This window comes from Streptomyces sp. NPDC031474, from assembly GCF_055581185.1.
In genome coordinates this window covers 1-25,186 of record NZ_JBVIJX010000005.1, presented here as the reverse complement: position 1 = coordinate 25,186, position 25,186 = coordinate 1, and the positions used below count along the sequence as shown (strand labels likewise).

Sequence of the window (25,186 nt, the reverse complement as noted above, 5' to 3'; positions counted from 1 at the left end):
GTTAGCGTCAAGATCTCTGATCTCGCTTGCCTAGAGCGCACTCCACGCCGTTGGCTTGATGCCCATGAAGTACACGCAGCTCGGACGCACCGGCCTCAAGGTCAGCCGCCTCGTCCTCGGCACCATGAACTTCGGACCGCAGACCGACGAAGCCGACAGCCACGCGATCATGGACGCGGCGCTGGACGCCGGCATCAACTTCTTCGACACCGCGAACGTGTACGGCTGGGGTGAGAACAAGGGCCGTACCGAGGAGATCATCGGGAACTGGTTCGCGAAGGGCGGCGAGCGGCGCGACAAGGTCGTCCTCGCCACCAAGGTGTACGGCAACATGGCCGCCGACGGCGACGCCTGGCCGAACCACGACAAGCTCTCCGCCGTCAACATCCGACGCGCCGTCGACGCCAGCCTCAAGCGGCTGCAGACGGACCACATCGATCTCTACCAGTTCCACCACATCGACCGCGCCACTCCCTTCGAGGAGATCTGGCAGGCCATCGACGTGCTGGTGCAGCAGGGGAAGATCCTCTACGCCGGGTCGTCCAACTTCCCGGGCTACAAGATCGCCCAGGCCAACGAGGTCGCGGCCCGGCGCGGGTCGTTCGGGCTCGTCAGCGAGCAGTGCCTCTACAACCTCTTCGAGCGACGCGCCGAGATGGAGGTCGTCCCGGCCGCGCAGGAGTACGGCCTCGGGGTCATCCCCTGGTCGCCGCTGCACGGCGGTCTGCTCGGCGGCGTCATCAAGAAGGAGGTCGAGGGCGGGCGCCGGGCGAGCGGCCGGGCCGCCGACACCCTCGCCGACCCCGCCGTCCGCACCCGGATCCAGGCGTACGAGGACCTTCTCGAGAAGCACGGCGTCGAGCCCGGCGAGGCCGCACTGGCCTGGCTGCTCACCCGGCCCGGCGTGACCGGCCCGATCGTCGGGCCGCGCACCGCCGAGCAGCTCGACTCCGCCGTGCGCGCGGCCGAGCTGGAGCTGAGCGAGGAGCTGCTGTCCGGCCTGAACGAGATCTTCCCGGGGCCGGGTCCGTCCCCGGAGGCCTTCGCCTGGTAGATCCCCTGGCAGATCCCTCGTAGGCCCCCGCCCCTCAGGGCATCGCGGGGCGGGGCGTCGAGGGGCGGGGCAGCGTGCGGCGGCGGTCGGCGGCGGTCATCTGCCGACCACCGCCGCCACCGCCACGACCACGAACATCAGCACAAGCGCACCGGCCATGATCCGGTTCCGGGTCTTCGGGTCCACGCGTCGAGACTAACCGGCCCCGCCCAGAGCCCAGCGGCCGACCGGCTCGTAACGCGGCTGCTCCCCCGGGACCCCGGACTTCGGCAGGCTGCTGCGCACCAACACCAGCTCCCCCACCGTCCAGGTACGGCCCTCGAAGGCGCCCAGCGCCTCGACGTAGGGCCGCACGTCCACCGCGTCCCGGCTGCGGGCCAGCGTCAGGTGGGCCTTGTAGCGGCGGTGTTCGCCCATCTCCACGCCCGCCTTGCGCGCCGCCGCCTCCGCCCGGTCGGCGAGCAGACGAAGGGCCGGCACGTCTCCGCTCGCCCCCGTCCACAGCGCCCGACCGTGCCCGAACTGTCCCCCGCCGCGCAGCGCCAACGGAAACGGCGCGCTGCGGTGCGCGACCCGCTCCAGCCGCGCCGACAGCTCCGGTACGACGTCGTCGTCGACCTCGCCGTAGAAGGCGAGGGTGAAGTGCCAGCCGGGGCGGCCCGTCCAGCGCAGTCCCTCCGCGCCGGGCAGCGTGCGCAATGCCGTGACCCTCGCAGCGAGTTCGTCGGCGACGTCGGCGGGCGGCAGCACGGCCGCGAAGAGTCTCATGGGTTCAGTCTGCCGGGCGTGTCCCGGTCACCGTGAGTATCGTTGTACTGCGCGGCGGCGCCCGTCCACGGAGTCGCCGGGGAGGAGCGCCACGATGACCGTCCTGGAAGACAGGATTGCGATGGCCGAGAGCGGTGAAGAGCTCACGCTCGACACGATGTTCGAGTGGCTGGAGAAGATGCCCATCCCCGAGGGTTACAAGACGGAGATCGTCGGGGGGAGCATCTGCATGGCGCCGCAACGGGACACTCATTGGGAGATCATCGCCGCCATCTACGACCAGCTGCGCGAGAAGTACCCCCGCCGACGTCTGAAGTCCGACGTCCGCATCGACTACCCCGGGCACCTCAACGGATTCGCGACCGACGTCACGCTGCTGGCCGAGGACGCGCAGCCGGACGCCAAGCGCCGCTGGAGTTGCCAGGACGTCGAACTCGTAGCCGAAGTGATCTCCAAGGACACCGCTCACAACGACTACGGGCCGAAGAAGGCCGCCTACGCCGCCGCCGAGGTTCCGGTGTACCTGATCGTCGACCCCTACAAGGGCAAGTGGTATCTCCACACCCTGCCGAAGGACGGCGAGTACCACGGCGAGGTGAGCCTCGGCTTCGGCGACGAGATCGACCTGACCGGGACCGTCGTCGGGCTCGTCCTCAACACCGACGAGTTCCCCCGCGACTGACCCGGCTGGTCGCGTCACCCCGCGGTGACCAGCTCCCCGCTCTCCCGCGGCACGAACCGGACCCGCGGGTGGCCGTGGTGCCAGCCCACCGACAGCCGCAGGTTGCCGACGCGGGCCAGGACCAGGCCGACGGTGACGGCCGCGGCGGCCGAGATCACGCCGCCGGCCGCGAGACCCGCCCGGACGCCGTACGCGTCCGTGACCCAGCCGGCGATCGGTGCGCCCACCGGCGAGCCGCCCAGGAACACCATCATGTAGAGGGCCATGACCCGGCCCCGCATGGCCGGGTCGGTGCCCATCTGGATGCTGGTGTTCGCGGTGACGTTGATCGTCATGCCGAACATCCCGATCGGGGCCATGAGCAGCGCGAACAGCCGCAGTGAGGGGGCGAGCGAGGCCATGATCTCCATCGTGCCGAAGGCCACCGCGGCGGCGATCATCACCCGCATGCGGGCCGTGCCGCGCCGGGCCGCCAGCAGGGCGCCCGCCAGCGAGCCGACCGCCATCAGCGTGTTGAAGAGGCTGTAGCTGCCGGCGCCCGCGTGGAAGACGTCGTCGGCGAAGGCGGAGAGGTAGACGGGGAAGTTGAAGCCGAAGGTCCCTATGAAGCCGACGAGGACGATGGTCCAGATCAGGTCCGGCCGGCCGGCGACGTAGTGGAGTCCCTCCCGCAGCTGGCCCTTGGCGCGCGGCGCGCGCTCGACGACGTGCAGTTCGCGGGCCCGCATCAGCAGCAGGCCGGCGATGGGCGCGACGAAGGACAGGCCGTTGGCGAGGAACGCCCAGCCGGTGCCCACACCGGTGATCATCAGACCGGCGACGGCGGGGCCGACGAGGCGGGCGGACTGGAAGTTGGCGGAGTTGAGACTGACCGCGTTCTGCAGCTGGTCCGGGCCGACCATCTCGGAGACGAAGGACTGGCGGGCCGGGTTGTCGACGACGGTCGCGAGGCCGACGGCGAAGGCGGCCACGTACACGTGCCAGACCTCGACGTGCCCGGAGAGGGTCAGAGCGGCCAGCGCGATGCCGGTGAGGGCCATCGCGGACTGAGTGAACAGCAGGGCGCGGCGCTTGGGGAGGCGGTCGACGAGGACGCCGCCGTAGAGGCCGAAGAGGAGCATCGGCAGGAACTGCAGGGCCGTCGTTATGCCGACGGCGGTCGCGGAGCCGGTGAGGCTGAGGACCAGCCAGTCCTGGGCGATGCGCTGCATCCAGGTGCCGATGTTGGAGACGACCTGGCCGAGGAAGAACAGCCGGTAGTTCCTGATGCTCAGCGAGCTGAACATCGAGGACCCGCGAGGGGACGTGCGGGGGGACTTGCGGAGGGACTTGCGGGTGCCCCCCGGGGTGCCGGGGGGAGAGTCGTGGGTGGTCGGTGCGGGGGCGGAATCTGCTCCGGATCCCGTACTCAAAAGGGTTCGCCTCCTCGAAGACGGCTTACTCGAAGACTGCTTGCTCGAAGACTGCTTACAGGTGTGCGAGTTTCTCCAGCACGGGGGCGGCGGCGCGCAGTTTCGCCCACTCGTCCTCGTCGAGGCCGTCGACCAGGGTGGCCAGGAAGGCGTTCCGCTTGGCGCGGCTCTCCGCGAGCATGGTCTCGGCCTGCTCGGTCTTGGTGACGACCTTCTGGCGCCGGTCCTCGGGGTGCGGCTCCAGCCGGACCAGGCCCTTGGCCTCCAGCAACGCCACGATGCGGGTCATCGAGGGCGGCTGCACATGCTCCTTGCGGGCGAGCTCGCCCGGGGTGGCACTGCCGCAGAGGGACAGGGTGCCGAGCACCGACATCTCGGTGGGGCTCAGCGACTCGTCGACCCGCTGGTGCTTGAGCCGACGGGACAGTCGCATCACGGCTGATCGCAGGGAGTTCACGGCGGCAGCATCGTCGCCATGGCTTAGGTCAGGCATCTCTTTAGCGTAACTCATTACTCTCGCTAAACAAGCTGGGGCACGCCGGGATTCCCGTGACTCCGGCCACGGACAGCACCACGCTCACTCGAACGAGTGAGTAGACAGCGGAAAGTGACCGGTCTTCGGTGTCCGACCGCGACCCTGGTCTCATGGGGACCACTGTGCTCAGCCTGCGGATCGACGGGGAGCTGCTCGAACGACTCCGGCAGCATGCGGCGAAAAGGGGAATGAGCGTCCAGGACTATGTCGTCCAGACGCTCATTCGCGATGACTTCGACGAGCGGTTCCAGACCGCCGTCGAGGAGACGGAGAAGTTCTACGGGCTCACCTGAACCAGGTCAGGCCAGGTCAGGTCAGGTCCAGGGCCGGCATCAGGTAGTAGAAGGTGAAGACGGCGGAGACCACGTACATCGGCACCGGGATGTCCCGGCCTCGCCCGGCCGCCAGACGCAGCAGCACGAAGGCGATGAAGCCCATGCCGATGCCGTTGGTGATCGAGTAGGTGAACGGCATCATCACCATCGTGATGAAGGCGGGCATGGCGATCGTGTAGTCGCTCCAGTCGATCTCCTTGACCGAGCCCGCCAGGATCAGGAAGCCCACCGCGAACAGTGCCGGGGTGGCGGCCTGGGACGGGACCATCGTGGCGACGGGGGTCAGGAACAGCGCCACGGCGAACATGCCGCCGGTGACGAGGTTCGCGAAGCCGGTGCGGGCGCCCTCGCCGACGCCGGCCGTGGACTCCACGAAGGCGGTGGTGGCGGAGGAGGAGCTGGCGCCGCCCGCGGCCACCGCGAGGCCGTCGACGAAGAGGACCTTGTTGATGCCGGGCATCTCGCCCTTGGCGTTGGTCAGCTTGGCCTCGTCGGAGACGCCCATGATGGTGCCCATCGCGTCGAAGAAGCACGACAGCAGCACGGTGAAGACGAAGAGGATGCCGGTCAGCACGCCGACCTTGTCGAACCCGCCGAAGAGGCTGACGTCGCCGATGAGACCGAAGTCGGGGCTGGCGACGGGGTTGCCGGGCCACTTGGGGGTGGTGAGGCCCCAGGAGGGGATCGTGGCGACGGCGTCGATGATCAGCGCGAGGACGGTCATCGCGACGATCGAGATCAGGATCGCGCCGGGCACCTTGCGGATGATCAGCGCCAGGGTGAGCAGGGCGCCCAGGATGAAGACGAGGACCGGCCAGCCGTTGAGGTGACCGTCGCCGCCGAGCTGGAGCGGGACGGTGGTGTGGGCGGCGTCCGGGATGCGGCTGACGAAGCCGGAGTCGACGAGCCCGATCAGCATGATGAACAGGCCGATACCGATCGAGATCGCCTTGCGCAGACCGAAGGGCACGGCGTTCATCACGCGCTCACGCAGGCCGGTGGCGACCAGGAGCATCACCACGAAACCCGCGAGCACGACCATGCCCATGGCGTCCGGCCAGGACATCCGGGGTGCGAGCTGGAGGGCGACCACCGAGTTCACGCCGAGGCCGGCGGCCAGCGCGATGGGGACGTTGCCGACCACGCCCATGAGGAGCGTGGTGAAGGCAGCCGTCACGCAGGTGGCGGTGACCAGCTGACCGTTGTCGAGCTGATGCCCGTACATGTCCTTCGCGCTGCCGAGGATGATCGGGTTCAGCACGATGATGTACGCCATGGCGAAGAAGGTGGCGAAACCGCCCCGGATCTCACGCGGCAGCGTGCTGCCCCGCTCGGAGATGCGGAAGTAGCGGTCGAGGGCGCCGAGGGCGGGGCTGGGCATGTTTTGGCGGTTCCTACGAAGAGAAGTGGTCAGACACAAACCGTTTCAGTATGAACGTATAGCATTCGAATCAGCCATCTCCGCGCGTAGATGTGACCTCCTCGTAAGCTGTGCCCATGGCCGCGTTTTTCTCGGGACCCACCAAGCACGAGGCGCCGGAGCCCCTGGAGGGCCCGGTCGTCGCCACCATCACCGGCGGCACGATCCTCTGGTTCGTCCTCTTCATCGTCCAGCTCCCCTTCTACGGCTGGTTCGACGACCACGGCCATCTGTGGTGGCTGTGGACCTGCCTGGCCGGGGCCGGGCTGGGGCTGCTCGGCATCCGGATCGTGCGCAGCCGGGACGCGGCGATCAAGCGCGCGGCGGCGGCCGCGGACACCGCGGACACCGCGGCGGCAGCCGAGGACACACCGGGCACCGGGACGCCGGCCGCGGAGTAGAAACGGGTCCCGGCTGTACAACCGGCGCACTATCCGTCTCCTCCCCAGGTCGGATCTTCCGCCCCTCCGACGGGTGAAGGCCCATATCCACACGTACCGTCGATTCCATGGCCCACACCGACGCACCCGCCTCCGTGCCGACGACGGCGACCGGTCTCACGGCCGCCGAGGTGGCGGACCGCGTCGCGCGCGGTCAGGTGAACGACGTACCCGTCCGCAGCAGCCGCACCGTCGGCGAGATCGTCCGGGCGAACGTCTTCACGCGGTTCAACGCGATCATCGGCGTCCTGTGGGTGATCATGCTCGCCGTCGCGCCCATCCAGGACGGCCTGTTCGGGTTCGTGATCCTCGCCAACACCGGCATCGGCATCATCCAGGAGTGGCGGGCCAAGCAGACCCTGGACTCCCTCGCGGTCGTCGGCGAGGCCCGCCCCACCGTCCGCCGCGACGGCACGGCGATGGAGGTCTCCACCTCCGAGCTCGTCCTGGACGACCTCATCGAGACCGGCCCCGGTGACAAGATCGCCGTGGACGGGGTGTGTGTCGAGGCCGACGGGCTGGAGATCGACGAGTCGCTGCTCACCGGCGAGGCCGACCCCGTGGTGAAACGCCCCGGCGACCAGGTCATGTCGGGCAGCTTCGTGGTCGCCGGCGGCGGCGCCTTCCGGGCCACGAAGGTCGGCCGCGAGGCCTACGCCGCCCAGCTCGCCGAGGAGGCCTCCCGCTTCACGCTCGTCCACTCCGAGCTGCGCTCCGGCATCTCCACCATCCTCAAGTACGTGACGTGGATGATGATCCCGGCCGCGATCGGCCTGGTCGTCACGCAGCTGTTCGTGAAGAACAACGACTTCAAGGACTCGGTCGCCCGCACCATCGGCGGCATCGTCCCGATGGTCCCGGAGGGACTGGTCCTGCTCACCTCCGTCGCCTTCGCGATCGGCGTCATCCGGCTTGGCCGGAAACAGTGCCTCGTGCAGGAACTCCCCGCCATCGAGGGCCTCGCCCGCGTCGACACCGTCTGCCTCGACAAGACCGGCACCCTCACCGAGGGCGGCATGGACGTCACCGAGCTCAGGACCCTCGACGGCTTCGACGAGATGTACGTACGGCAGGTGCTCGGCGCCCTCGGGGAGTCCGACCCGCGGCCCAACGCCTCCCTACAGGCCGTCATCGCCGCATACCCGGACGCCGAGTACTGGCGCTGCACCGAGTCCCTGCCGTTTTCCTCCGCCCGCAAGTACAGCGGCGCCAGCTTCAGCGAGGGCAACGGGGAGAACAACACCTGGCTGCTGGGGGCGCCGGACGTGCTGCTGGCCGAGGACGCCCCCGCCCTCGCCGCCACCGAGCGGCTCAACGAGCAGGGTCTGCGGGTGCTGCTGCTGGCCCGCGCCGCCCGCGACCTCGACGACCCCGACCCGGCCCACGGCGCCAGGCCCGCGGCCCTCGTCGTCCTCGAACAGCGGCTACGGCCCGACGCCGCCGACACCCTGCGCTACTTCGCCCAGCAGAACGTCCACGCCAAGGTCATCTCCGGCGACAACGCGGTGTCGGTGGGGGCGGTCGCCGCGAAGCTGGGGCTCGACGGCGGCACGGTGGACGCCCGCCGCCTGCCCGCCGACCGGGCCGGCATGGGGCAGGCCCTGGACGAGGGCACCGTGTTCGGGCGGGTCACCCCGCAGCAGAAGCGGGACATCGTCGGCGCGCTCCAGTCCCGCGGCCACACGGTCGCGATGACCGGGGACGGCGTCAACGACGTCCTCGCGCTGAAGGACGCCGACATCGGCGTGGCGATGGGGTCGGGCTCCGAGGCCACCCGGGCCGTCGCGCAGATCGTGCTGCTGAACAACAGCTTCGCGACCCTGCCGTCGGTGGTCGCGGAGGGCCGGCGGGTCATCGGCAACATCACCCGCGTGGCGACCCTGTTCCTGGTGAAGACGGTCTACTCGGTGCTGCTGGCGCTGCTGGTGGTGTGCTGGCAGGTCGAATACCCGTTCCTGCCCCGCCATCTGACGCTGCTGTCCACCCTCACCATCGGCATCCCGGCGTTCTTCCTCGCCCTCGCCCCCAACACGGAACGGGCCCGCCCGCACTTCGTACGGCGGGTGATGCGGTACTCGATCCCGGGCGGGGTGATCGCGGGCGTCGCGACCTTCGTGACGTATCTGATCGCCCGTCACTACTACGTCGGCGAGGGCTCGTTGGACGCCGAGACCAGCGCGGCGACCCTCACGCTGTTCCTGATCTCGATGTGGGTGCTGGCGATCATCGCCCGCCCGTACACCTGGTGGCGGGTGCTGCTGGTGGCCTCGATGGGCGTGGCGTTCCTGCTCGTCCTGGTGATCCCGTGGCTCCAGCACTTCTTCGCGCTGAAGCTGGTCGGGGTGACGATGCCGTGGATCGCGGTGGGCGTGGCGGCGGTGGCGGCGGTCGCCCTGGAGTTCTCCTGGAAATGGGTCGACCGCCGCTTTCCTGCCTAGGGGCTACTTCACGTCGACGAAGTCGCCCGCCGCGCTGATCGCCGGGGTCGTCGTGGTGCCGGCGAAGGAGTAGCGGTAGTAGCCGTCCACGGAGGCGGTGACCGTGGTCTTCAGGACCCCGGTCGAGCTGGTCTTGACGGTCTTGACGGTGGTGTAGACGGTGCTGCCCTTCTTGCGGAACTGCAGCTTCACCGGCTGGGCCGCGTAACCGGCGTACTTGTTGGTGTCCCAGTTGGCGCGGCTCAGCTTGCCCGTGACGGTGAGGGTCTTGCCCTTCTTCACCGGCTCCGGCGCGGCGTTGACCGTCAGCTGCGACTGGCGCTGCACGTTGACGGCGCCGAGGTTGCTCTGCCACTTGAAGTCGGTGAGGCCGGTGGCGTTGTGGGGGACGGCGAGCGCGCCCACCTTCCAGGTGCCGGCCTGGCTGTTGGCCAGGTCGTCGAAGTCCTCGGACTCGGTCGGCCGGAACTGGATCTTCGCCGTGCACTTGAGGACCGTCGCGGAGGCCGCGGTGCAGGCGCCCGGGTCGTCGCCGCCGATGATCTGGGACTGCGCGTTGAGGGTGGTGCCGCGGTAGAGCAGCGGGCCGCTGTCGAAGGAGCTCGCGCTGAGGTTCGCGGGCTTCGTCACGGTGTACGTGGCGGTGACGGTGACCTTGGCCGAGGGGCCGACCACGACGGCCTTGCCCGCGTTGACCTTCACGTTGGAGAAGGTGACGCCCGGCGCGGCCGAAGGCGCGGCCTGCGCGGCCGGGGCGGCGAGGGCGGACAGGGCGAGGGCGCCGGAGGAGGCGACCACGAGGGCGCGTATGCGCATGTGCGTTCCCCAGAGGAGAGGAGTGATCTCTGAGTCTGTTGACTCATGAGGTGAGATCCGTGACGGGCAGGGCCAGTTGTACAAGGCGAGGTAAGAAGAGGGGAAAGAGCAGCGAGCGGCCGGCCCCGGAATCCCGGGCCCGGCCGCTCTTGTCCGCTGCCGTGCTGGTTCGCTCGACCTACTTCACGTCGACGAAGTCACCCGCGGCGACGGTCGCCGGGGAGGTCGTGGTGCCGACGAAGGAGTAGCGGTAGTAGCCGTCCACGCCCGCCTTGACGGTGGTGGCCAGACCGCCGGTCGAGGTGGTCTTGACGGACTTCACCGTGCTGTAGGTGGTGGCGCCCTTCTTGCGGAACTGCAGCTGGGCGTAGACGCCGGCGTAACCGGTGTACGTGCCGGTGTCCCAGTTGGCGCGGGTCAGGCGGCCCGTGACGGTGATGGTCCTGCCCTTCTTCACCGGCTCCGGCGCGGCGTTGACCGTCAGCTTGGACAGGCGCTGCAGCTTGGTGGCGGCCAGGGAGTCGGCCTCGACGTAGCCGACCTTGCTGAAGTCGATGTCGTCGGCGTTCGGGTCGACGTCGTTCCAGTCGACGATGTAGCCGGTCGCCTTCCACGTGGTGGCGTCGGCGTTCTCCAGCTCATCGCCCGGGAGGATGTCGATGGTGCCCTTGCAGGTGGCGACGGTGGCCGAGGTGTTGGTGCAGGACGGATAGTCGTCGCCGAGGAGGAGGTTGTCCGGATCGTCGACGTTCGCGCCGCGGTAGATGACCAGGTCCAGCTCGGTGTCGTCCGCGGTGACGTCGACGCCCGCGCCGTGCGTGACCGTGAAGGTGACCGGGGCGGTGACCTTGCCGCCGGTGCTCGCGACGATCGGCTTGCCGTTGTTGATCCGGACGTTGGCGAACTTGGCGTCCAGCGGGTACGGGGTGCCGGTGTCGGCGGCGGTCGAACCGGTGAAGGCGCTCTTGCCGGAGGCGGCCGCGTGGAGGGCCTTCAGGGTGTCGACGGGGTTGTGCGAGCCGCTGCCGGTGGCCTGCGCGGCCGGCACGGCAAAGGCGGACAGGGCCACGGCGCCGGTGACGGCGACCACGGTGGCGCGTATGCGCATGTGCGTTCCCCCTGAGGAGAGGGACCCCGGACGGTGGCCGCTCACACGGCTCGTCGTCACATCCGGGGTCCAAAGTGATGGTGGAGTCTGTTGACTCACCTGATCAGATAGCCGATGGGGACGGATGGTTGTACGTCCTGTGAGGAATTCGTGGGGAACTTCTTCACCCGAGCCCTCGGTCGAACACCCTCAGTCGAACCAGCGGTCGCGGGCCAGTTCCGCCGTCCGTGACGGGTCCTCGAGGAGGGCCGCGACCTCGAAGCGGCGCGGCCACTGGCGGGCCGCCCAGGCGAGCCCCGCGGCGACGCCCTCCAGGGTGGCGGCGTGCAGAACGCCGTCGTCCGTCAGCCGCCAGTCGATCTCCACGCCGTCGACGACGAGTTCCTCGTGCTCGACGTAGGTGGCGGGGGTGAGCGGCCCGAGCAGCACCCGCACCGACTCCGGTACGTCGTGCTCGGCACCCTCGGAGTCGACGGCCCCCGTGACGGACTCGCTCAGGCGCCGCACCTGGAACAGCTCGGCGAGTTCGGCAGCCCGGGACGGGCGTACGGGGAGCAGCGGGACGCCCTCCGTGAAGGGGAGCAGGTCGGGCGAGTCGACGACGACGGCGCCGGCCGCGTCCACGACCTCGACCCGTCCGTCGACGACGGCCCGCAGCTCGTCCGGCAGGGTCACCTGCTCGGGGTCCAGTTCGGCCAACGCGCCGTAGAGCCCGTGGAGTTGGGCGGAGGTGACGGGGCGTTCGGGGTCGGCGAGCCGGTCGAGGAGTTCGGCGGCGCCGCCGGGCTCGTCGAGGAGGGCCGCCACGGACGTCCGTACGCCCAGCGCCCGCAGGACCTGCTCGTCGTCGAACCCGGTGGCGTCGGCCTCGTCGTACAGGCCGTGCAGGAGCGGGTCGCCGCCGGCGGCCAGCAGGCCGGCCGGGCGGCGGCCGTCGAGCACCGGGTTTCCGCGCAGCCACCATGCGGTGTAGGGCCGTACGACCTCGTGGGTGCCGTCCGGGAGGAGGATGCGGACGGGCTGGGTGAGGGCGTCGCGCAGCGGCGGGCGGGCGAGCAGCGCGAGGGCCTGCGGCCAGCGGTCCTCGTCGACGAGGTCGAGGTCGCGGACGGCGACGAGTTCGGTGGCGACGGGCGGTACGGGCGAGTCGGGGAAGCGGTCGAGGATGTCCTCGCACCACACGTCGACGGCGTCCAGCAGCCCGGGGTCGTCGGGTTCGGCGAAGTCGCCGTCGCGGGGCTCCAGTTCGTCCGGGTCGAGGACGACGTCCGTGGCGCGGACGAGTGCGAAGTCGGCGAGGACGCCACAGGCCGCGAGCGGCTGTTCGCCCCATTTGTCCGCCAACTCGGTGTCTACGGCGGCGAGTTCGTCCTCCCGGATGACGGAGGCGAAGGGGCTGCCGGGGAGGACGAGTTCACCGGCGGGGACGAGTTCGCCGTCCTCGTCGGGCAGGGCGAGGGCGCCCAGCCAGGGCTCGTCGCCGGGCTCCAGGCCGGCGTCCCGGACGAGGGCGAGGACCAGGTCGGCGAGTTCTTCGGCGTCCGGGATGTCCTGGTCGTCCCAGGCGCCGCCGTCGTCGTCCAGGGAGGCGGCGACGGCGGCCCGCACCTGCGGGGTGGTCAGGACGGCTCGGGGCGTGGCGGGCAGGGCGCCGAGCTTCTCCAGCAGGGGGTGTGCCGCGTCCCGGTGGGCGACCTTGAGGCCGAGCCGGGCGAGGGAGGCGGAGGTGGCGGCCCAGGTGTCGTCGGGGGTGGGCCCGTCGGGGAGGGGCAGCAGCACCTGGCGCGGGCCGATGGTGGTCCGCCGGTCGGCGAGCGGCACGGGCAGCCCCGAGAGCCGGTCGGGATCGACCCCGGCGAGGCTGTCGTAGAGCCGGTACCACCAGTCCGGGTCCTTCTCCAGACCGGCCAGCCGGTCGATCGCGTCGGCGAGCGGGATCCGGGCCACGCCCAGCGTGCGCAGCTCGGCCCGCCGCTCCAGCCCGGCGGGCAGCAGGGTCGGCAGCACCTCCGCCAGCACCCGCACGGTCTCGGCGCCCGCGCCCTCGACGACCTCGGCGTCCCGGGGCCGGAGGGCTTCGGGAAGTCCGACGCCGTGCTCGACGTCCTCGGCGTCCTCGGCGTCCTCGTCGTGCCGGTTCTTGACGGGCTCGACGGCGGGCGGCAGGAAGGCGGTCCGTGGCAGCCGTTCGAGGACGGCCTGCCGGAGTGCCCCGTCCAGCTCGCCCTTGCCCAGCGGGCCGGGCACGAGATCGATGATCCCGGCGCCCACCGGCCGCCAGCCGGCGAGGAGTTCGGCGTACACGTCCGCCGCCCGCTGCACGAGGTGGTCGGTCAGCGGGCCGGGGGCGGCGTGCCGGCGGGTGGTGTCCAGCGGGAAGGAGGCGATGAGCAGGGCGGGCACGCCGAGGGCCTCGTCACTGGGGGTGGGCGCGTGGACGACGGGAGTGGTGCGGGGCCGGGCGGGCGCCCCGTCCTCGTCGACCGGCACGGCCCAGGTGACCGACCAGTGGGGCCGCAGCCGCTCCTCCACCGGCCGGTCGGCCAGCAGCTCGGGGCCGAGGGAACCGTGCGCGGCGGCGACCCGCCACCGGGTGCTCCCGTCCCGGGTGTCCTCGACGACGGTGACGGCGCCGTCGACGGAACGGCTCAGGGTGCGCGGAGCCTGGTCGTCGATCTCGATCACGACCTCCTCAAGACCCGGGAGGGCGAGGAGCAGGGCGTCGTCGACGGCGGTGAGGAGCCGTTCGGCGAGATCGGCGGCGGCCGGGTCGCGCAGGGGCAGGATGACGGCCGTGTCGTACGGGTCGGGCGCGGTGCCCTGGGCGGCGAAGGGCAGCCGGAGCAGCGGCACATGCCCGTCGCGCCGCCGGATCTCGTCGCCGAGCCCGGGGCTGTGCCGGGCGGTGTCCCGGGCCAGCTCGCGGGCCTCGGCGAGGGACCAGCGGACACCGCCGTGCCGGCCCACCACGGCGGGCTCGTCGGTGACGGCGATGACGGCGGCGAAGCCGACGCCGAACCGTCCGACGGCCACGGCCGACTGCTGGGCCTCCCGCTTGGCGGAGGCACGGAGGGTGGCGAGGGACTCGACACCGGCGGCGTCCAGGGGCGCGCCCGTGTTGGCGGCGACGAGGACGCCGTCGCGGAGGGTGAGCCGCAGCCGTCCCGGCACGCCGGCCCTGGCCGCGGCGTCGGCGGCGTTCTGCGCGAGCTCGACGACGAGCCGGTCGCGGTACCCGCCGAGGACGAGGTCCTCCTCGGCGTTGGCGTCCTCCCGGAAACGGGCGGGGCTCGTGGCCCAGGCGTCCAGCACTCCGCGACGCAGGCGGGCCGTGCCGAAGGGGTCCGCGCCCTCGGGTGCCGGCCGCACGAACTTGCTCACGTTTCCACTCTCCTCATCGGCGTGAGGACGAAGGTACCGCTCAGGAAGAGTGGCCGTGCCGCCTGGACTCCCCGGCCCCGATGCCGTACGCCGCGGAGTCGGCATACGGCCGCGCACGTCACCGAGCCCGCCCGAAGACCCCCAGCGAGTGAGAGCTTCGTCACACCGGGCCGTTGACGCCCACCGCGGAGCCCGGGCTACGAGTGGCCCAGCTCCGCCGCGTCCTCGTCCGTCACCGCCGGCACCGAGCCCGAGTCCGGGGCCGGGCGCAGCGGGAAGGGGTCCACGCGGGTCTCGTCGATCACCGGCGCGGGGGGCCGCGGCGGCGCGGGCATGACGGCCGCCTCCGAGTGACCACCGCAGCCGTACGCCAAGGAGACGACCCGGCCGTCCGCCGGGGAGAACTCATTGGCGCAGACACCGAACGCCTGCCCGAGGGAGCCACCGATGGGAGTGAGGAAACCGCAGCTCACACACGTCGCAGGAGCCGCCTGGGCCATGGGCGTCTGGGGCCCGAAGCCCTCCTCCCAGCGGTCCGCGGCGACATGCAGGCCGTACCGGGACAGCACCCGCGCCCGGCGCATCCCCAGCTCCTCGGCCACCGCCGCGATCGTCCCCCGCACCGGCGCCGCGGGCAGCTGCGCCGGCGCCGCCGCGGTCACCTCGGCGTCCTCCGCCTCCACCAGCTCGGCCATCTCCTCGGAGAGCGGCGAGTTCGGCAGCGGCTCGTCCACGCCCGTGAAGCCCGGCTCCAGCCGGAGGTCCTCCGCGTCCGTGGGCAGAAGGTCGCCCGGACCCATGTCGCCGGGGCGCAGCCGCTCGCTCCACGGAACCCACTCGGGGGCCAGCACCGCGTCGGGACCGGGAAGCAGAACCACCTCGTCCAGGGTGACGATCTTCGCGCGGGACGCCCGCGCCACCGTCGCCGCCCAGCGCCAGCCCCGGTACCCGAGCTCCTTGCACTCGAAGAAGTGGGTGACCACACGGTCGCCCTCGGAGAGCATCCCTACGTGCTCGCCGACCACGCCGGGGGCGGCTGCCTCCTCGGCTGCGGCACGGGCGAGATCGACCGCCTCGGCGCACAGGCGGTCGGGGGTGCGGCTTCGCGTGGTCGCTGCGCTCACAGGTATCGCTTCTCTCCTACGCCGTCTCTCGGTGCGCCTGCCTGAAGGCGGCGGGTGCGGACGGAGCGGACCAAAGGGCCGCGTCGACGTCCGCGCCCGATCGCGCTCGGGCGCACCTGCTGTCATCCATTCTGCGGGATGGCCGGGAGGCGCGCGGCCGAGAACGATCGCCACGGCGCGCTACGCACGCTACCTGCTCCCGGACGCTCGGCCTACACCGACGGGACGTTTCTCCCCACCGAACGCTCCCAGAATGCCCGATCACACGGCCATACGCGCGGTAACCCCACTACATACCGCGTTCTCGGGGCACTATGACGGGGTGGCAGCCGCACAGACACCCCAGGGCGCCACCGGGATCGGTGCGACGAAGGGGAACAAGGGGAGGAGCCGGGTGAGCGGTTCGGGCCGGATGAGCGGGTCCGTCCGCGCGGTGGGCCGTGCCCTGCACTTCCCGTTCACCGGCACCGCCCGCGGCATCAGGAAGGCCACCCACGCGCACGGCGCCGGCGAGTCCGGCCTCGGCAAACTGATCGAACTGCACGCCGTGAACGGCGCCGGCGACGTCATGATCACCGTCGCGCTCGCCTCCACCGTCTTCTTCTCCGTGCCGACCGACGAGGCCCGAGGGCGCGTCGCCCTCTACCTCGCCATCACCATGGCCCCCTTCACCGTCCTCGCCCCCGTGATCGGCCCGCTCCTCGACCGGCTCCCGCACGGCCGGCGCGCCGCCATGGCCGGGTCGATGGTCGCCCGGGCGATCCTCGCGCTCGTCCTGTCCGGCGCGGTCGCCACCGGCAGCATCGAGCTGTACCCGGCCGCGCTCGGCGTCCTCGTCTCCTCCAAGGCGTACGGAGTGGTCAGAAGCGCCGTCGTGCCCCGTCTGCTGCCGCCCCGCTTCTCCCTCGTCAAGGCGAACTCACGCGTCACCCTCGGCGGCCTCCTGGCCACCGGCATCGCCGCGCCCATCGGCGCCGGACTGCAGGCCCTCGGGCCGCGCTACCCCCTCTACGGCGCCTTCGTGATCTTCGTGGCCGGCACGGTCCTGTCGTTCTCGCTGCCCGGCAAGGTGGACTCCGCCAAGGGCGAGGACGTCGCGCTGCTCGCCGCCGACGAGCAGCACCTGCACGGCCCGCACCGCAGGGAAGTGAAGCGGCCGGGCCTCAGGACGGTCGGCATCGCCGTCACCCACGCCCTGGGTGCCAACGCGGCCCTGCGCTGGCTGTCCGGGTTCCTCACCTTCTTCCTGGCGTTCCTGCTGCGCGAGCACCCGCTGACCGGACAGAGCGCGGCGGTGTCGCTGGGCATGGTGGCCGTGTCGGCGGGCCTGGGCAACGCGCTCGGCACGGCGGTCGGGGCGTGGCTGCGCTCCAAGGCCCCGGAGCTGATCATCGTGACGGTCGTCGCCGTCGTCCTGGGCGCGGTGCTCGTCGCCGCCGTCTTCTTCGGGGCGTTCCTGGTGGCCTGTCTCGCGGCGGTCGCCGGGTTCTCGCAGGCCCTCGCCAAGCTGTCCCTGGACGCCCTCATCCAGCGGGACGTGCCGGAGCTGGTGCGCACCTCGGCGTTCGCCCGCTCGGAGACCATCCTCCAGGTGTGCTGGGTGTTCGGCGGCGCGGTCGGCATCGTGATGCCGCTGAACGGCACGCTGGGCCTGTCGGTGGCCGCCGCGGTCGTCGCCGTGGGCTGGCTGGCGACGGTCCGCGGCCTGCTGTCCTCGGTGCGGCGCGGGGCCGGCACGAAGCCCCGCGTGGCGTAACACACAGCCACGCCGCACCCCGCGTAGGGAGACGGCTGGACGTGCCCGATAGCCTTCCGCCATGACCATCCTGCCCCGCGGCGGAGCCGCTGATGTATTCGGCGCCGTGCGACGCCGACGCGCCGTCGCCGCCGTCGGCGCCGTTTCCGCCGGACTGCTCGTCCTGTCGGCCTGCGACAAGCCGACCCCCCTGTCCACGATCACCGTCGGCCGCGACTCGGTCAGCTCCGAGGCCACCTGCGGCGGCGAGGGCGACACCCTTCAGGCCACCGAGCTGACCAAGTGCCTCGCCGACAAGGACATCAAGTCCATCAGCGTCGACCCGGACGAGACCGTCCGCTTCGGCGTCGACCCCGACGTCGCCGACAAGCGCTGGACGATCCTCATGAACGGCCAGCCGCTCACCGAGGACAGCGACAAGACGTACCGGACGATCCCGGGCAGCGTCTTCTTCAACGCCCAGTACGGCGCCCAGGGCGACTCCACGCTCGTCACCATCAAGGCGGGCGACGGCAAGAAGGCCAGCCAGGCGGCGACCGGCCTGTGGTCCTTCAAGCTCAAGAAGGAAGACTGACCACGCCCCGCGCACGCATCCTCGTGGCCACCGCGGTCCCCGCCGAACGGGACGCGGTGGCACGGGCGTTCACCGAACCCGTCCAGCAGGTACGCCTGCCCGGGGTGACACTCCACCGCCCCGACGCGGACCGCACCGGCCCCGACCGCACCGACCGCACCGACGCGGACCGTCGCGACGCGGCCTTCGATCTGCTCGCCGCCGGAGTCGGCCCGGCCCTGGCCGCCGCCTCCGTCTCCGCCGCCCTCACCGCGGCCTCCCTGCACGGCAGCCCCTACACCGTCGTCGTCTCGACGGGCATCGCCGGCGGCTTCGCACCCGCCGCGCCCGTCGGCTCCCTGGTCCTCGCCGACGAGATCACCGCCGCCGACCTGGGCGCCGAGACCGCCGACGGCTTCCTGCCGGTCACCGAGCTGGGCTTCGGCGCCGTCACCCACCGTCCGCCCGCGTCCCTCGTACGGGAGTCCGCGGCCGCCACCGGCGCCCTCACCGGCGTCGTCCTGACCGTCTCGACGGTCACCGGCACCGCCGTCCGGGCCGCCGCCCTGCGCGAGCGCCATCCACGGGCCCTGGCCGAGGCGATGGAGGGGTTCGGGGTCGCCGAGGCGGCCGCCGCGCACGGTGTGCCCGTGCTGGAGCTCCGCGCGGTCTCCAACCCCGTCGGGCCGCGCGACCGCGCCGCCTGGCGCATCGCCGAGGCGCTAACGGCCCTCACCGAGGGCTTCGGGAAGCTCGCACCCGTACTGGAGAGTTGGAACAGGCATGACCAGTGAGCAGCCGCAGCCCCTTCAGATCGCGTACTCGCCCTGCCCGAACGACACCTTCGTCTTCGACGCCCTCGCCCACGGCCGTGTGCCGGGCGCGCCCGCGCTCGACGTGACCTTCGCGGACATCGACATCACCAACGGCATGGCCGAACGCGGTGAGTCCGACGCGCTGAAGGTGTCGTACGCCGTGCTGCCGTACGTCCTCGACGAGTACGCGCTGCTGCCCTGCGGGGGCGCGCTGGGGCGGGGCTGCGGGCCGCTGGTGCTGACGCGGGAGGCGGGCGTCGACCTGACGGGCCGGACCGTCGCCGTGCCGAGCGAGAAGTCGACGGCGTATCTGCTGTTCCGGCTGTGGGCGGCGGAGACGGTCCCCGGGGGCGTCGGCGACATCGTCGTCATGCCGTTCCACGAGATCATGCCCGCCGTGCGGGACGGGAAGATCGACGCGGGCCTGGTCATCCACGAGGCCCGCTTCACCTACCAGAACTACGGTCTGCACAAGCTCGCGGACATGGGCGAGCACTGGGAGGACACCACCGGCCTGCCGATCCCGCTGGGCGCGATCATCGCCAAGAGGTCGCTGGGGGCGAAGACCCTGACCGGGCTGGCCGATTCCATCCGCACCTCCGTGCGCGCCGCCTGGGACGACCCCGAGGCCTCCCGCCCGTACGTCATGGCACACGCCCAGGAGATGGACCCGACCGTCGCCGACCAGCACATCGGCCTGTACGTCAACGAGTTCACCGCGGACCTGGGGGAGGACGGCTATGCGGCGATCCGGGGGTTGTTGACACGGGCGGCGGCGGAGGGCCTGGTTCCGGCCCTGGGCCCGGAGGCGCTCGCCTTCCCCTGATGTTTCCGGTTCCCTGGGGTTCCGGTTCCCTGGGTTTGCGGTTTCCCTAGGGTTTCCGGTCGTCGCCGTCGCCCAGCGGTGTGCGGGGCGGCCAGTGGGCCAGGGACAGTATCCCCAGGACCTTGCGGATGAGGAACACGGCCAGGGGCAGCTCGACGCACAGCGCGAGCACCGCCGACAGCCATACGTCGGGGGTGCCGAGGGCGAGCGACACGTCGAACCACGCGTCGCAGACCAGCAGCGCCGCCGTCGCGGCGGCCGCCAGGGCGACGGCCCGGTGCCGGCGCCAGCCGAGCAGGGCGGTGCACGTCATCGCCAGCACGAGCAGGACGTCGAATCCCACCCAGGCCGTGCGCCACTGGCGGACCGCGTACCCGCTGGGCAGGGTGAACCAGAGCAGGACCGTCCACGGGACCAGGCCGACGCTGGAGACGGTGAGCAGTTCCAGGGTGTGCCGCCGCTGCCGCCGGATCCGCTCCAGCTCAGAGGGCGGGGGCGGAGTGGCGGCAGCGCCGCCGGGCTCGGTTCGTATCTCGCTCACGTCGGCCGGTCCCGGGGACTTACACGTCCAACTGGTCGGCGACCGCGCGCAGCAGACCGGCGATCTTCTTGCCCGAGGTCTTCTCCGGGTAGCGGCCCTTCTCCAGCATCGGGGTGATGTTCTCCAGGAGGGTGGTCAGATCCTGGACGATGGAGGCCAGCTCGTCGGGCTTCTTGCGCTGCGCCGCGGCGACCGACGGGGTCGGGTCGAGAATGACGACGGAGAGTGCCTGGTCGCCGCGCTGTCCGGCGACGACGCCGAACTCCACTCGCTGACCCGGCTTCAGCGCCTCGACTCCGGCAGGCAGGACGGAGGAATGGACGAAGACGTCACCGCCGTCGTCACGGGAGAGAAAGCCGAAGCCCTTCTCACTGTTGAACCACTTGACCTTGCCAGTCGGCAAAGCACACACTCCCTCTATCCCTGCCGGACCGGCCGGACGCCTGTTGAACTGCCGTTGATACAGCCTACCGGGGCTCTCCCCACCTGAGCACGGGCAGAAACAGCCGAGAGTGCCGATAGCGCCGCAGAGGCCCCCTGGTGGAACCTGGCGGGTTATCAGTTTCGGGATACCGAGCTAGCAACCTTGACGGATGCCACATCCTGCTGTAGGCGCCGCATCGACCACCCGACGGGATGCCGGAAGCCGCCCTGTGCACCATCCCCCCGTCGACAAGGCGGAGGGAGAGCCCCGGTTTCAGGGGGTCTCATAACCAAGAATATGAGACCCGTCTCACGACCCCCCGCACGCAGGTTCCCTATGTCCAAATTTGCAGAGGTTTGGCGGTGAGTTGCCGGGTCTCATCCCCGAGACCGTCCCAAACTGACTTATGAGACTGGTATCGTAAGTTGCGTTGGGACAGATTGAGACTAAGGAGAGAGACAGTGACCACCTACGAATACGGCTACGCCCGAGTCAGCACGACGGCACAGGACTTGCAGCGCCAGTTGGACTGGCTTGCCTCTCAGGGCGTGCCGACGGAGCGCACCTATGCCGACAAGAGGACAGGCACGGACTTTGAGCGTGAGGGACTGGCCTCTGTGCTGGCACAGCTTCGCTCCGGTGACGTTCTGTACGTCGCCTCTCTCGACAGGCTTGGACGCACCATGCACAAGGTGCTTGCCCTCATTGCCGAGTTGCGAGAGAAGGGTGTGCACCTGGTCATTGGCGGAGCGATGACCATTGACACTCGCGTAGGTGGTCCGGCTACCGATATGGCGCTCTTGATGCTCGGTACGTTCTCTGAGATGGAACTGATCTTCCAGAGGGAGCGCCGTGCGTCTGCCCGTGCCTCTCGTGAGTCCAGCGGGAAGAGCTGGGGGCGTCCCAGGGAGATTGACCGTGCGGCCGTTCTGGCAGACCTCAACGACGGCATGAGCGTGATGAAGGTGGCAGCTAAGTACGGGATTGGTCGGGCAACCGTCTTCCGCATCAAGGGGGAAGCCAAGAGTAATTGATGAAAAAACCGATCAGAAAACCTCCGCCTTTTCCTGGTGGAGGTTTTCTTCGTTCCCTGGCGTAATCCGTTTGGTGAAACCGGGAAAATACGGTGCCGCCTACTGGTCGGCAAAGGTCAGTGATCCGGTGTTGTAGGCCGACGGCGACGGCCAGGACGTACGCGGCTGCGCGCCGGACTGTCCGAACGCGTGCGGCTGGAACGCCGTGCTGCGCGTCTCCGGCTCGTCGTCCTCCCCGTCCGGCTCGGCCGGATGGTACATGTGGTTTTCCTGGAAGTTGTTCACGATCGCGTGGATACCGTCGACCATGCCGCCGAATTGCTCGTGGCTCAGGTTCTGGGTATTCGGGATTCCTGCGGTGCTCATTCGGGTTGTCCTCTCTTCCTGCTCCCTTTCAGGCTACTGTCTCCGGCGCCACATATGGGAGCTGCGCGAACAACCAGACCCCTAATCCTGAGCCGTTCACGTTTAAGGGTAGGGGGGGCGAATTCATAGGAAATTCCACGCTATTATCGGGGATTAGAATTCAGGCCACTTACCGGAAATTGGTGCTGCACCCCTGCGAGCCACCCCCGGTTTCACCATGGTTGGCGCGCTGCTGTAGCTGCTAAAGGGCCGTTTCATGGGGCGGGAGTCCCTGAGTAGTTGCTAGATAGGGGAACATCACAACTAGGGGAGGCAGTGACCGGGAGTCGACGTAACAACTAGCGGCCGTGGAATTGAGAGAAAATGCCGACGGATTGAGACTCCGTGAGTTGATAAGCAGTACCGGGGAGAGTGTGTCTCTCGTGTGTATGTCATAGGGGGAGTCATAGGCAGTGGGGAGACTTCCCTCCGGCCCGGATTTGGGCGGCCTGGTGGTCGACGTCGGCGGGCGCAGCGTGGCTCTGTGGCTCTGTCGTAGGGCTGTAGGGCGTAGCGGTGGGGAGACTTCCCTCCGGCCCCGTATTCGGCCGCCTGCTGGGCCGTGACACTGTCCCTTCCGTACGCGCGCGAGGGGGGTTGTAAGCCACAGGGAGAGGGATTGTGCCGGGGGCGCTCCCTCCGGCCCGGAGACGGCCGTCTGTGGCTTCCTGGAGCGGATTCCAGGCCACTGCCTCTCGGGCTCGCACGCGAGGGGGGTTATAGCTCACAGGGAAAAGGAAACTCCCCCCGGCCCGACTAAAACCGAGGGGAGCGATCCAGCGTGAACAACCCAAACACCGAATGGAAGGTGCGTCCCTACTTCTTACGCAGCATACAGGTAAACGCTACGCACACCCATAAGCCCTTCCGGGCCCCGGGCCGTCTGAATGTGACCGGACTGTATAAGCGCGTCTACGGTCTCCCGGAAGTCGCCGTAAGTGGCTGACGGGTAGGACGTCAGAAAGTCGCGCTGTACCTGGTCGTAGTCGGCGCGCACGTACGCGTCGGTGTACTTCCGCACCATGGCGATCACGGCCGTGCCGACGTTCTGCACCAGATCGGCGCGGTGCTGCTGGGCCTGCTCGGCTGCGGCAGCCTGGGCGGCCTGCTCCGCTGCGGCGGCGTGCTCGGCCTGTCGGGTGGCATAGGTGCTGATGTTCTGGGGGCTCCAGAAATTGCTCATTGGTAGGTCCTCCTGAGAGTCTTCCTGTTCTCTCCTTCCAACGTAGGGGAAGGGGAAGGAACGTTGGTAAATCACAACTCCAGCGGGGGCCGGTAGTTGCTAGCCGGCTCGGCCCCTCCAGAGCGCTCCCCATTCCCGTGAACCCTCACGTCACACCCTCGTGAACCCTCACGTCACACCTAGGGCCGGTTCGTGAACCCTCACGTCACACAATAGATAACGGGAACTATTTAGTAATGCCGGGAAGGTAATAGAGACCAGGAAATACCGCGCGGGGCGCGGTGAGGGGGAAGGGATCAGGCTGCGGCATCCATGGAACCGGGGAGATCTTTCCCGGCCGCACCCTTTCCGCTCAGGTGCTCCGGCACGGTGTAGACCTTCGTCCCGGCCGTCGTCTTCCGGCCGGTGTCTTCGATCAGGCCTGCTTTCACCAAGCGGCCGGTTGCCCTGGCTACCGTCTCCCGTGGCACGCCCGCACGTTCCCCGATGGTCGAGTGGGCCGCGTAGATCCCTCCGGCCCCGAGAAACGACCGCATGGCCGCCCACACCAGAAAGTCCGTGTCGCTCCCCGCTTGGTCGAGGACGGCCACGGGAACGTGAACGTACGGGAAGGAAGTCCCTGGCTTGCTCAGGACCCATTCCCGGTAGGACTTTGTCCGGCTGTCCGGCCACTTCGTCCCGTCGGCCCGCATGTTGATGGACTTCACCATGTGGCTGAGGGTTGTGTCTCGGTAATCCTCGCTATGGAGGTGGACAGGAGACGGCCAGTACCGGAGGACTCCCCGCTTCCCCGTTTTCTCCATGACGACCCAGTCACTCAGCGCATAAGCAGTCTTCAATGCTTTCTGCCGGGAGATACCGCTCCAGACCTGGCCAAGGTCGACGGCCGACAGTTCGACGTAATCGCGCTTCCCTGCGTAGCGCTCCAACTGGACCCACTGCCGGAAGGGCGCAGCCTTGACTTTGCCCAGCATCCCCTTGGGGACCATGCTGTAAGGCGTTACGCCGTTCGTGGTTGAATACATGAGTGAGACCCTTCCTGTCTCTCTGGCTCGGCCCCCTCGCTTCCACGGCTACTGGGGGTCGAGCCTCTTTCTTTTCTCCAGGAAGTGTCTCCAGGAAGTGCCCTCACCTGGTAATACCGGGAATTGGTACCAACTTCCCGACGGTAAGTATCAACTCATGTAATGGCCGAATCGGACTGCGCCCCTTACTGGTTATAAACGGCGGCTCCGGTCCTGGGACTCTGACAAAGACAGGGAAAGTCAGTTAGTACCCAGGAAGGGTTTCCATGGGAATCGTCATATCGCTGGATGACTACCGGCGCCGGAAGGGCCTCCCCCGGCCCGCCGTGGCGGTCGTGCGGTCGTCGGCTGCTCCCCTGCCGGTCGGCCTCCGCTGCGCCGTGGACGGCTGCGGGAAGCGGAAGTACGGCGCGGGGATGTGCCACGGCCACTACCGGCAGTCGGACGTCTACCGGCAGCGCCAGGAGGAGCGGGCCCGGCTGCCCCGCTGCTCGGAGGACGGCTGCGGGAAGCATGAGCACCGGGACGGCCGGTGCCGGAAGCACCACGAGGCCGAGCAGCGCCGTTTGCGGGACTACTGGGCCCCGCTGGACCGTTGGCAGGCTTCCCTTGTTAAGGGTTGTCCCGTAATTGGTCTTTGCCGGGCAGGATGGCCTGCGTTTCTCTGCTATCCGGCGAGGGTGAGGTTGTGCAGGCGGGCGATGCCGAGCATGGCGTGGTGAACACCGTCGCCTTTCAGGCGGCAGTCGCGGAGGATCTTCCAGTTCTTCATGCGGGCGAAGGCGTGCTCGACGCGGGCGCGGACTTTGCGGTGGGAGGCGTTGTGTTCCTCTTTCCAGGCCGGCAGTTCGGTCTGCCCGCGTTCGCGGCGGTGCGGGATGACCAGGCCGGTGCCCCGGTAGCCGCCGTCCGCGATCACCGTCGTCTTGCCGACGGCGTCCTTGGCGCCGGACAACTCCCATGCCTTGCAGTCGTTGCGGTTGCCCGGCAGCGGCCGGCCGACGGCGACGACGAGCCGGGTGTCGGCGTCGATGACGACCTGGTGGTTGGTCGAGTACCGGTAGTTCTTCGACTGCTCGGCGATGGTGTGGTCGCGGGTGGGGACCAGGGT

Annotated in this window: 24 protein-coding genes; 10 read left to right on the top strand and 14 right to left on the bottom strand. The window is 69.7% G+C overall.

Going from position 1 to position 25,186, the window contains the following annotated elements; genetic code table 11:
• The first annotated feature begins 64 nt into the window (after positions 1 to 64).
• A complete protein-coding gene (locus ACZ5SK_RS10840) occupies positions 65 to 1,054 on the top strand; it encodes an aldo/keto reductase (RefSeq protein ID WP_334578995.1) in 990 nt (329 codons plus the stop codon).
• A gap of 195 nt (positions 1,055 to 1,249) precedes the next feature.
• Here the strand turns inward: ACZ5SK_RS10840 and thpR are convergent, their stop codons facing one another.
• Positions 1,250 to 1,822: an RNA 2',3'-cyclic phosphodiesterase gene (gene thpR / locus ACZ5SK_RS10835; RefSeq protein WP_334578994.1), complete on the bottom strand. Its 573-nt coding sequence runs from the start codon at positions 1,820 to 1,822 to the stop codon at positions 1,250 to 1,252.
• A 94-nt stretch (positions 1,823 to 1,916) separates the two neighbouring features.
• Here thpR and ACZ5SK_RS10830 point away from each other — a divergent pair, with 94 nt between their 5' ends.
• On the top strand, positions 1,917 to 2,504 hold the full coding sequence (locus ACZ5SK_RS10830; protein WP_334578993.1) for a Uma2 family endonuclease: 588 nt from the start codon (positions 1,917 to 1,919) through the stop codon (positions 2,502 to 2,504).
• A 14-nt stretch (positions 2,505 to 2,518) separates the two neighbouring features.
• Here the strand turns inward: ACZ5SK_RS10830 and ACZ5SK_RS10825 are convergent, their stop codons facing one another.
• Both ACZ5SK_RS10825 and ACZ5SK_RS10820 read right to left on the bottom strand, forming a co-directional pair.
• Entirely contained in the window at positions 2,519 to 3,790 is a 1,272-nt protein-coding gene (locus ACZ5SK_RS10825; protein ID WP_334578992.1) for an MFS transporter, read from the bottom strand.
• 181 nt (positions 3,791 to 3,971) lie between these two features.
• Positions 3,972 to 4,409: a MarR family winged helix-turn-helix transcriptional regulator gene (locus ACZ5SK_RS10820; RefSeq protein ID WP_079661527.1), complete on the bottom strand. Its 438-nt coding sequence runs from the start codon at positions 4,407 to 4,409 to the stop codon at positions 3,972 to 3,974.
• Positions 4,410 to 4,561: 152 nt separating this feature from the next.
• Between ACZ5SK_RS10820 and ACZ5SK_RS10815 the strand changes: the two genes are divergently transcribed.
• On the top strand, positions 4,562 to 4,744 hold the full coding sequence (locus ACZ5SK_RS10815) for a ribbon-helix-helix protein, CopG family (protein ID WP_079661526.1): 183 nt from the start codon (positions 4,562 to 4,564) through the stop codon (positions 4,742 to 4,744).
• Positions 4,745 to 4,760: 16 nt separating this feature from the next.
• On the opposite strand, the gene ACZ5SK_RS10810 is transcribed toward ACZ5SK_RS10815, so the two are convergent.
• Positions 4,761 to 6,167: an NCS2 family permease gene (locus ACZ5SK_RS10810; RefSeq protein ID WP_334578991.1), complete on the bottom strand. Its 1,407-nt coding sequence runs from the start codon at positions 6,165 to 6,167 to the stop codon at positions 4,761 to 4,763.
• Positions 6,168 to 6,283: 116 nt separating this feature from the next.
• Here ACZ5SK_RS10810 and ACZ5SK_RS10805 point away from each other — a divergent pair, with 116 nt between their 5' ends.
• Entirely contained in the window at positions 6,284 to 6,607 is a 324-nt protein-coding gene (locus ACZ5SK_RS10805; protein ID WP_334578990.1) for a DUF2530 domain-containing protein, read from the top strand.
• 107 nt (positions 6,608 to 6,714) lie between these two features.
• Entirely contained in the window at positions 6,715 to 9,084 is a 2,370-nt protein-coding gene (locus ACZ5SK_RS10800; RefSeq protein ID WP_334578989.1) for an HAD-IC family P-type ATPase, read from the top strand.
• A gap of 3 nt (positions 9,085 to 9,087) precedes the next feature.
• Here the strand turns inward: ACZ5SK_RS10800 and ACZ5SK_RS10795 are convergent, their stop codons facing one another.
• The 4 genes from ACZ5SK_RS10795 to ACZ5SK_RS10780 form a co-directional block, all read right to left on the bottom strand.
• Positions 9,088 to 9,900, bottom strand: a complete 813-nt coding sequence (locus ACZ5SK_RS10795) for a hypothetical protein (RefSeq protein ID WP_468575810.1) — start codon at positions 9,898 to 9,900, stop codon at positions 9,088 to 9,090.
• 178 nt (positions 9,901 to 10,078) lie between these two features.
• Positions 10,079 to 11,008: a hypothetical protein gene (locus tag ACZ5SK_RS10790; protein WP_334578987.1), complete on the bottom strand. Its 930-nt coding sequence runs from the start codon at positions 11,006 to 11,008 to the stop codon at positions 10,079 to 10,081.
• A 189-nt stretch (positions 11,009 to 11,197) separates the two neighbouring features.
• Positions 11,198 to 14,389, bottom strand: a complete 3,192-nt coding sequence (locus tag ACZ5SK_RS10785) for a sacsin N-terminal ATP-binding-like domain-containing protein (RefSeq protein ID WP_457494323.1) — start codon at positions 14,387 to 14,389, stop codon at positions 11,198 to 11,200.
• A gap of 197 nt (positions 14,390 to 14,586) precedes the next feature.
• Complete coding sequence (locus ACZ5SK_RS10780) at positions 14,587 to 15,513, bottom strand: DUF3027 domain-containing protein (protein ID WP_334578985.1); 927 nt, start codon at positions 15,511 to 15,513, stop codon at positions 14,587 to 14,589.
• A gap of 322 nt (positions 15,514 to 15,835) precedes the next feature.
• On the opposite strand from ACZ5SK_RS10780, the gene ACZ5SK_RS10775 reads away from it, so the two are divergent.
• The 4 genes from ACZ5SK_RS10775 to ACZ5SK_RS10760 all read left to right on the top strand — a co-directional run bounded on the left by ACZ5SK_RS10775 (position 15,836) and on the right by ACZ5SK_RS10760 (position 19,463).
• Positions 15,836 to 17,269, top strand: coding sequence for an MFS transporter (locus ACZ5SK_RS10775; RefSeq protein ID WP_334578984.1), 1,434 nt, complete (start codon positions 15,836 to 15,838; stop codon positions 17,267 to 17,269).
• Between the two features lie 61 nt (positions 17,270 to 17,330).
• Positions 17,331 to 17,843 carry a DUF2771 domain-containing protein gene (locus tag ACZ5SK_RS10770; RefSeq protein WP_334578983.1) on the top strand — a complete coding sequence of 171 codons (513 nt, stop codon included), beginning with the start codon at positions 17,331 to 17,333 and terminating at the stop codon, positions 17,841 to 17,843.
• A 23-nt stretch (positions 17,844 to 17,866) separates the two neighbouring features.
• On the top strand, positions 17,867 to 18,616 hold the full coding sequence (locus tag ACZ5SK_RS10765) for a futalosine hydrolase (protein ID WP_468575808.1): 750 nt from the start codon (positions 17,867 to 17,869) through the stop codon (positions 18,614 to 18,616).
• Complete coding sequence (locus ACZ5SK_RS10760) at positions 18,606 to 19,463, top strand: 1,4-dihydroxy-6-naphthoate synthase (RefSeq protein WP_334578981.1); 858 nt, start codon at positions 18,606 to 18,608, stop codon at positions 19,461 to 19,463. The genes ACZ5SK_RS10765 and ACZ5SK_RS10760 overlap by 11 nt, the downstream gene beginning before the upstream one ends.
• 46 nt (positions 19,464 to 19,509) lie before the next feature.
• Here ACZ5SK_RS10760 and ACZ5SK_RS10755 read toward each other — a convergent pair whose 3' ends face one another.
• Both ACZ5SK_RS10755 and ACZ5SK_RS10750 read right to left on the bottom strand, forming a co-directional pair.
• Positions 19,510 to 20,004 (bottom strand): hypothetical protein, encoded by a 495-nt coding sequence (locus tag ACZ5SK_RS10755; RefSeq protein WP_334578980.1) that lies wholly within the window; start codon positions 20,002 to 20,004, stop codon positions 19,510 to 19,512.
• 19 nt (positions 20,005 to 20,023) lie between these two features.
• On the bottom strand, positions 20,024 to 20,407 hold the full coding sequence (locus ACZ5SK_RS10750) for a cold-shock protein (RefSeq protein WP_057579095.1): 384 nt from the start codon (positions 20,405 to 20,407) through the stop codon (positions 20,024 to 20,026).
• A 482-nt stretch (positions 20,408 to 20,889) separates the two neighbouring features.
• On the opposite strand from ACZ5SK_RS10750, the gene ACZ5SK_RS10745 reads away from it, so the two are divergent.
• Complete coding sequence (locus ACZ5SK_RS10745; RefSeq protein ID WP_468156292.1) at positions 20,890 to 21,462, top strand: recombinase family protein; 573 nt, start codon at positions 20,890 to 20,892, stop codon at positions 21,460 to 21,462.
• Between the two features lie 99 nt (positions 21,463 to 21,561).
• Here the strand turns inward: ACZ5SK_RS10745 and ACZ5SK_RS10740 are convergent, their stop codons facing one another.
• The 4 genes from ACZ5SK_RS10740 to ACZ5SK_RS10725 form a co-directional block, all read right to left on the bottom strand.
• Positions 21,562 to 21,828, bottom strand: coding sequence for a hypothetical protein (locus ACZ5SK_RS10740; RefSeq protein WP_468156291.1), 267 nt, complete (start codon positions 21,826 to 21,828; stop codon positions 21,562 to 21,564).
• Between the two features lie 862 nt (positions 21,829 to 22,690).
• Complete coding sequence (locus ACZ5SK_RS10735; protein WP_468156289.1) at positions 22,691 to 23,050, bottom strand: hypothetical protein; 360 nt, start codon at positions 23,048 to 23,050, stop codon at positions 22,691 to 22,693.
• 296 nt (positions 23,051 to 23,346) lie between these two features.
• A complete protein-coding gene (locus tag ACZ5SK_RS10730) occupies positions 23,347 to 24,075 on the bottom strand; it encodes a helix-turn-helix domain-containing protein (RefSeq protein WP_468156287.1) in 729 nt (242 codons plus the stop codon).
• Between the two features lie 667 nt (positions 24,076 to 24,742).
• On the bottom strand, positions 24,743 to 25,186 hold a 444-nt coding region (locus tag ACZ5SK_RS10725; protein WP_468575803.1), incomplete at its 5' end, for a transposase.

Coding starts and splice junctions, on each gene's coding strand:
- ACZ5SK_RS10840 (WP_334578995.1), top strand. CDS start 65: ATGAAGTACACGCAGCTCGGACGCACCGGCCTCAAGGTCAGCCGCCTC.
- thpR (WP_334578994.1), bottom strand. CDS start 1,822: ATGAGACTCTTCGCGGCCGTGCTGCCGCCCGCCGACGTCGCCGACGAA.
- ACZ5SK_RS10830 (WP_334578993.1), top strand. CDS start 1,917: ATGACCGTCCTGGAAGACAGGATTGCGATGGCCGAGAGCGGTGAAGAG.
- ACZ5SK_RS10825 (WP_334578992.1), bottom strand. CDS start 3,790: ATGTTCAGCTCGCTGAGCATCAGGAACTACCGGCTGTTCTTCCTCGGC.
- ACZ5SK_RS10820 (WP_079661527.1), bottom strand. CDS start 4,409: ATGCCTGACCTAAGCCATGGCGACGATGCTGCCGCCGTGAACTCCCTG.
- ACZ5SK_RS10815 (WP_079661526.1), top strand. CDS start 4,562: ATGGGGACCACTGTGCTCAGCCTGCGGATCGACGGGGAGCTGCTCGAA.
- ACZ5SK_RS10810 (WP_334578991.1), bottom strand. CDS start 6,167: ATGCCCAGCCCCGCCCTCGGCGCCCTCGACCGCTACTTCCGCATCTCC.
- ACZ5SK_RS10805 (WP_334578990.1), top strand. CDS start 6,284: ATGGCCGCGTTTTTCTCGGGACCCACCAAGCACGAGGCGCCGGAGCCC.
- ACZ5SK_RS10800 (WP_334578989.1), top strand. CDS start 6,715: ATGGCCCACACCGACGCACCCGCCTCCGTGCCGACGACGGCGACCGGT.
- ACZ5SK_RS10795 (WP_468575810.1), bottom strand. CDS start 9,900: ATGCGCATACGCGCCCTCGTGGTCGCCTCCTCCGGCGCCCTCGCCCTG.
- ACZ5SK_RS10790 (WP_334578987.1), bottom strand. CDS start 11,008: ATGCGCATACGCGCCACCGTGGTCGCCGTCACCGGCGCCGTGGCCCTG.
- ACZ5SK_RS10770 (WP_334578983.1), top strand. CDS start 17,331: ATGACCATCCTGCCCCGCGGCGGAGCCGCTGATGTATTCGGCGCCGTG.
- ACZ5SK_RS10760 (WP_334578981.1), top strand. CDS start 18,606: ATGACCAGTGAGCAGCCGCAGCCCCTTCAGATCGCGTACTCGCCCTGC.
- ACZ5SK_RS10740 (WP_468156291.1), bottom strand. CDS start 21,828: ATGAGCACCGCAGGAATCCCGAATACCCAGAACCTGAGCCACGAGCAA.
- ACZ5SK_RS10735 (WP_468156289.1), bottom strand. CDS start 23,050: ATGAGCAATTTCTGGAGCCCCCAGAACATCAGCACCTATGCCACCCGA.
- ACZ5SK_RS10730 (WP_468156287.1), bottom strand. CDS start 24,075: ATGTATTCAACCACGAACGGCGTAACGCCTTACAGCATGGTCCCCAAG.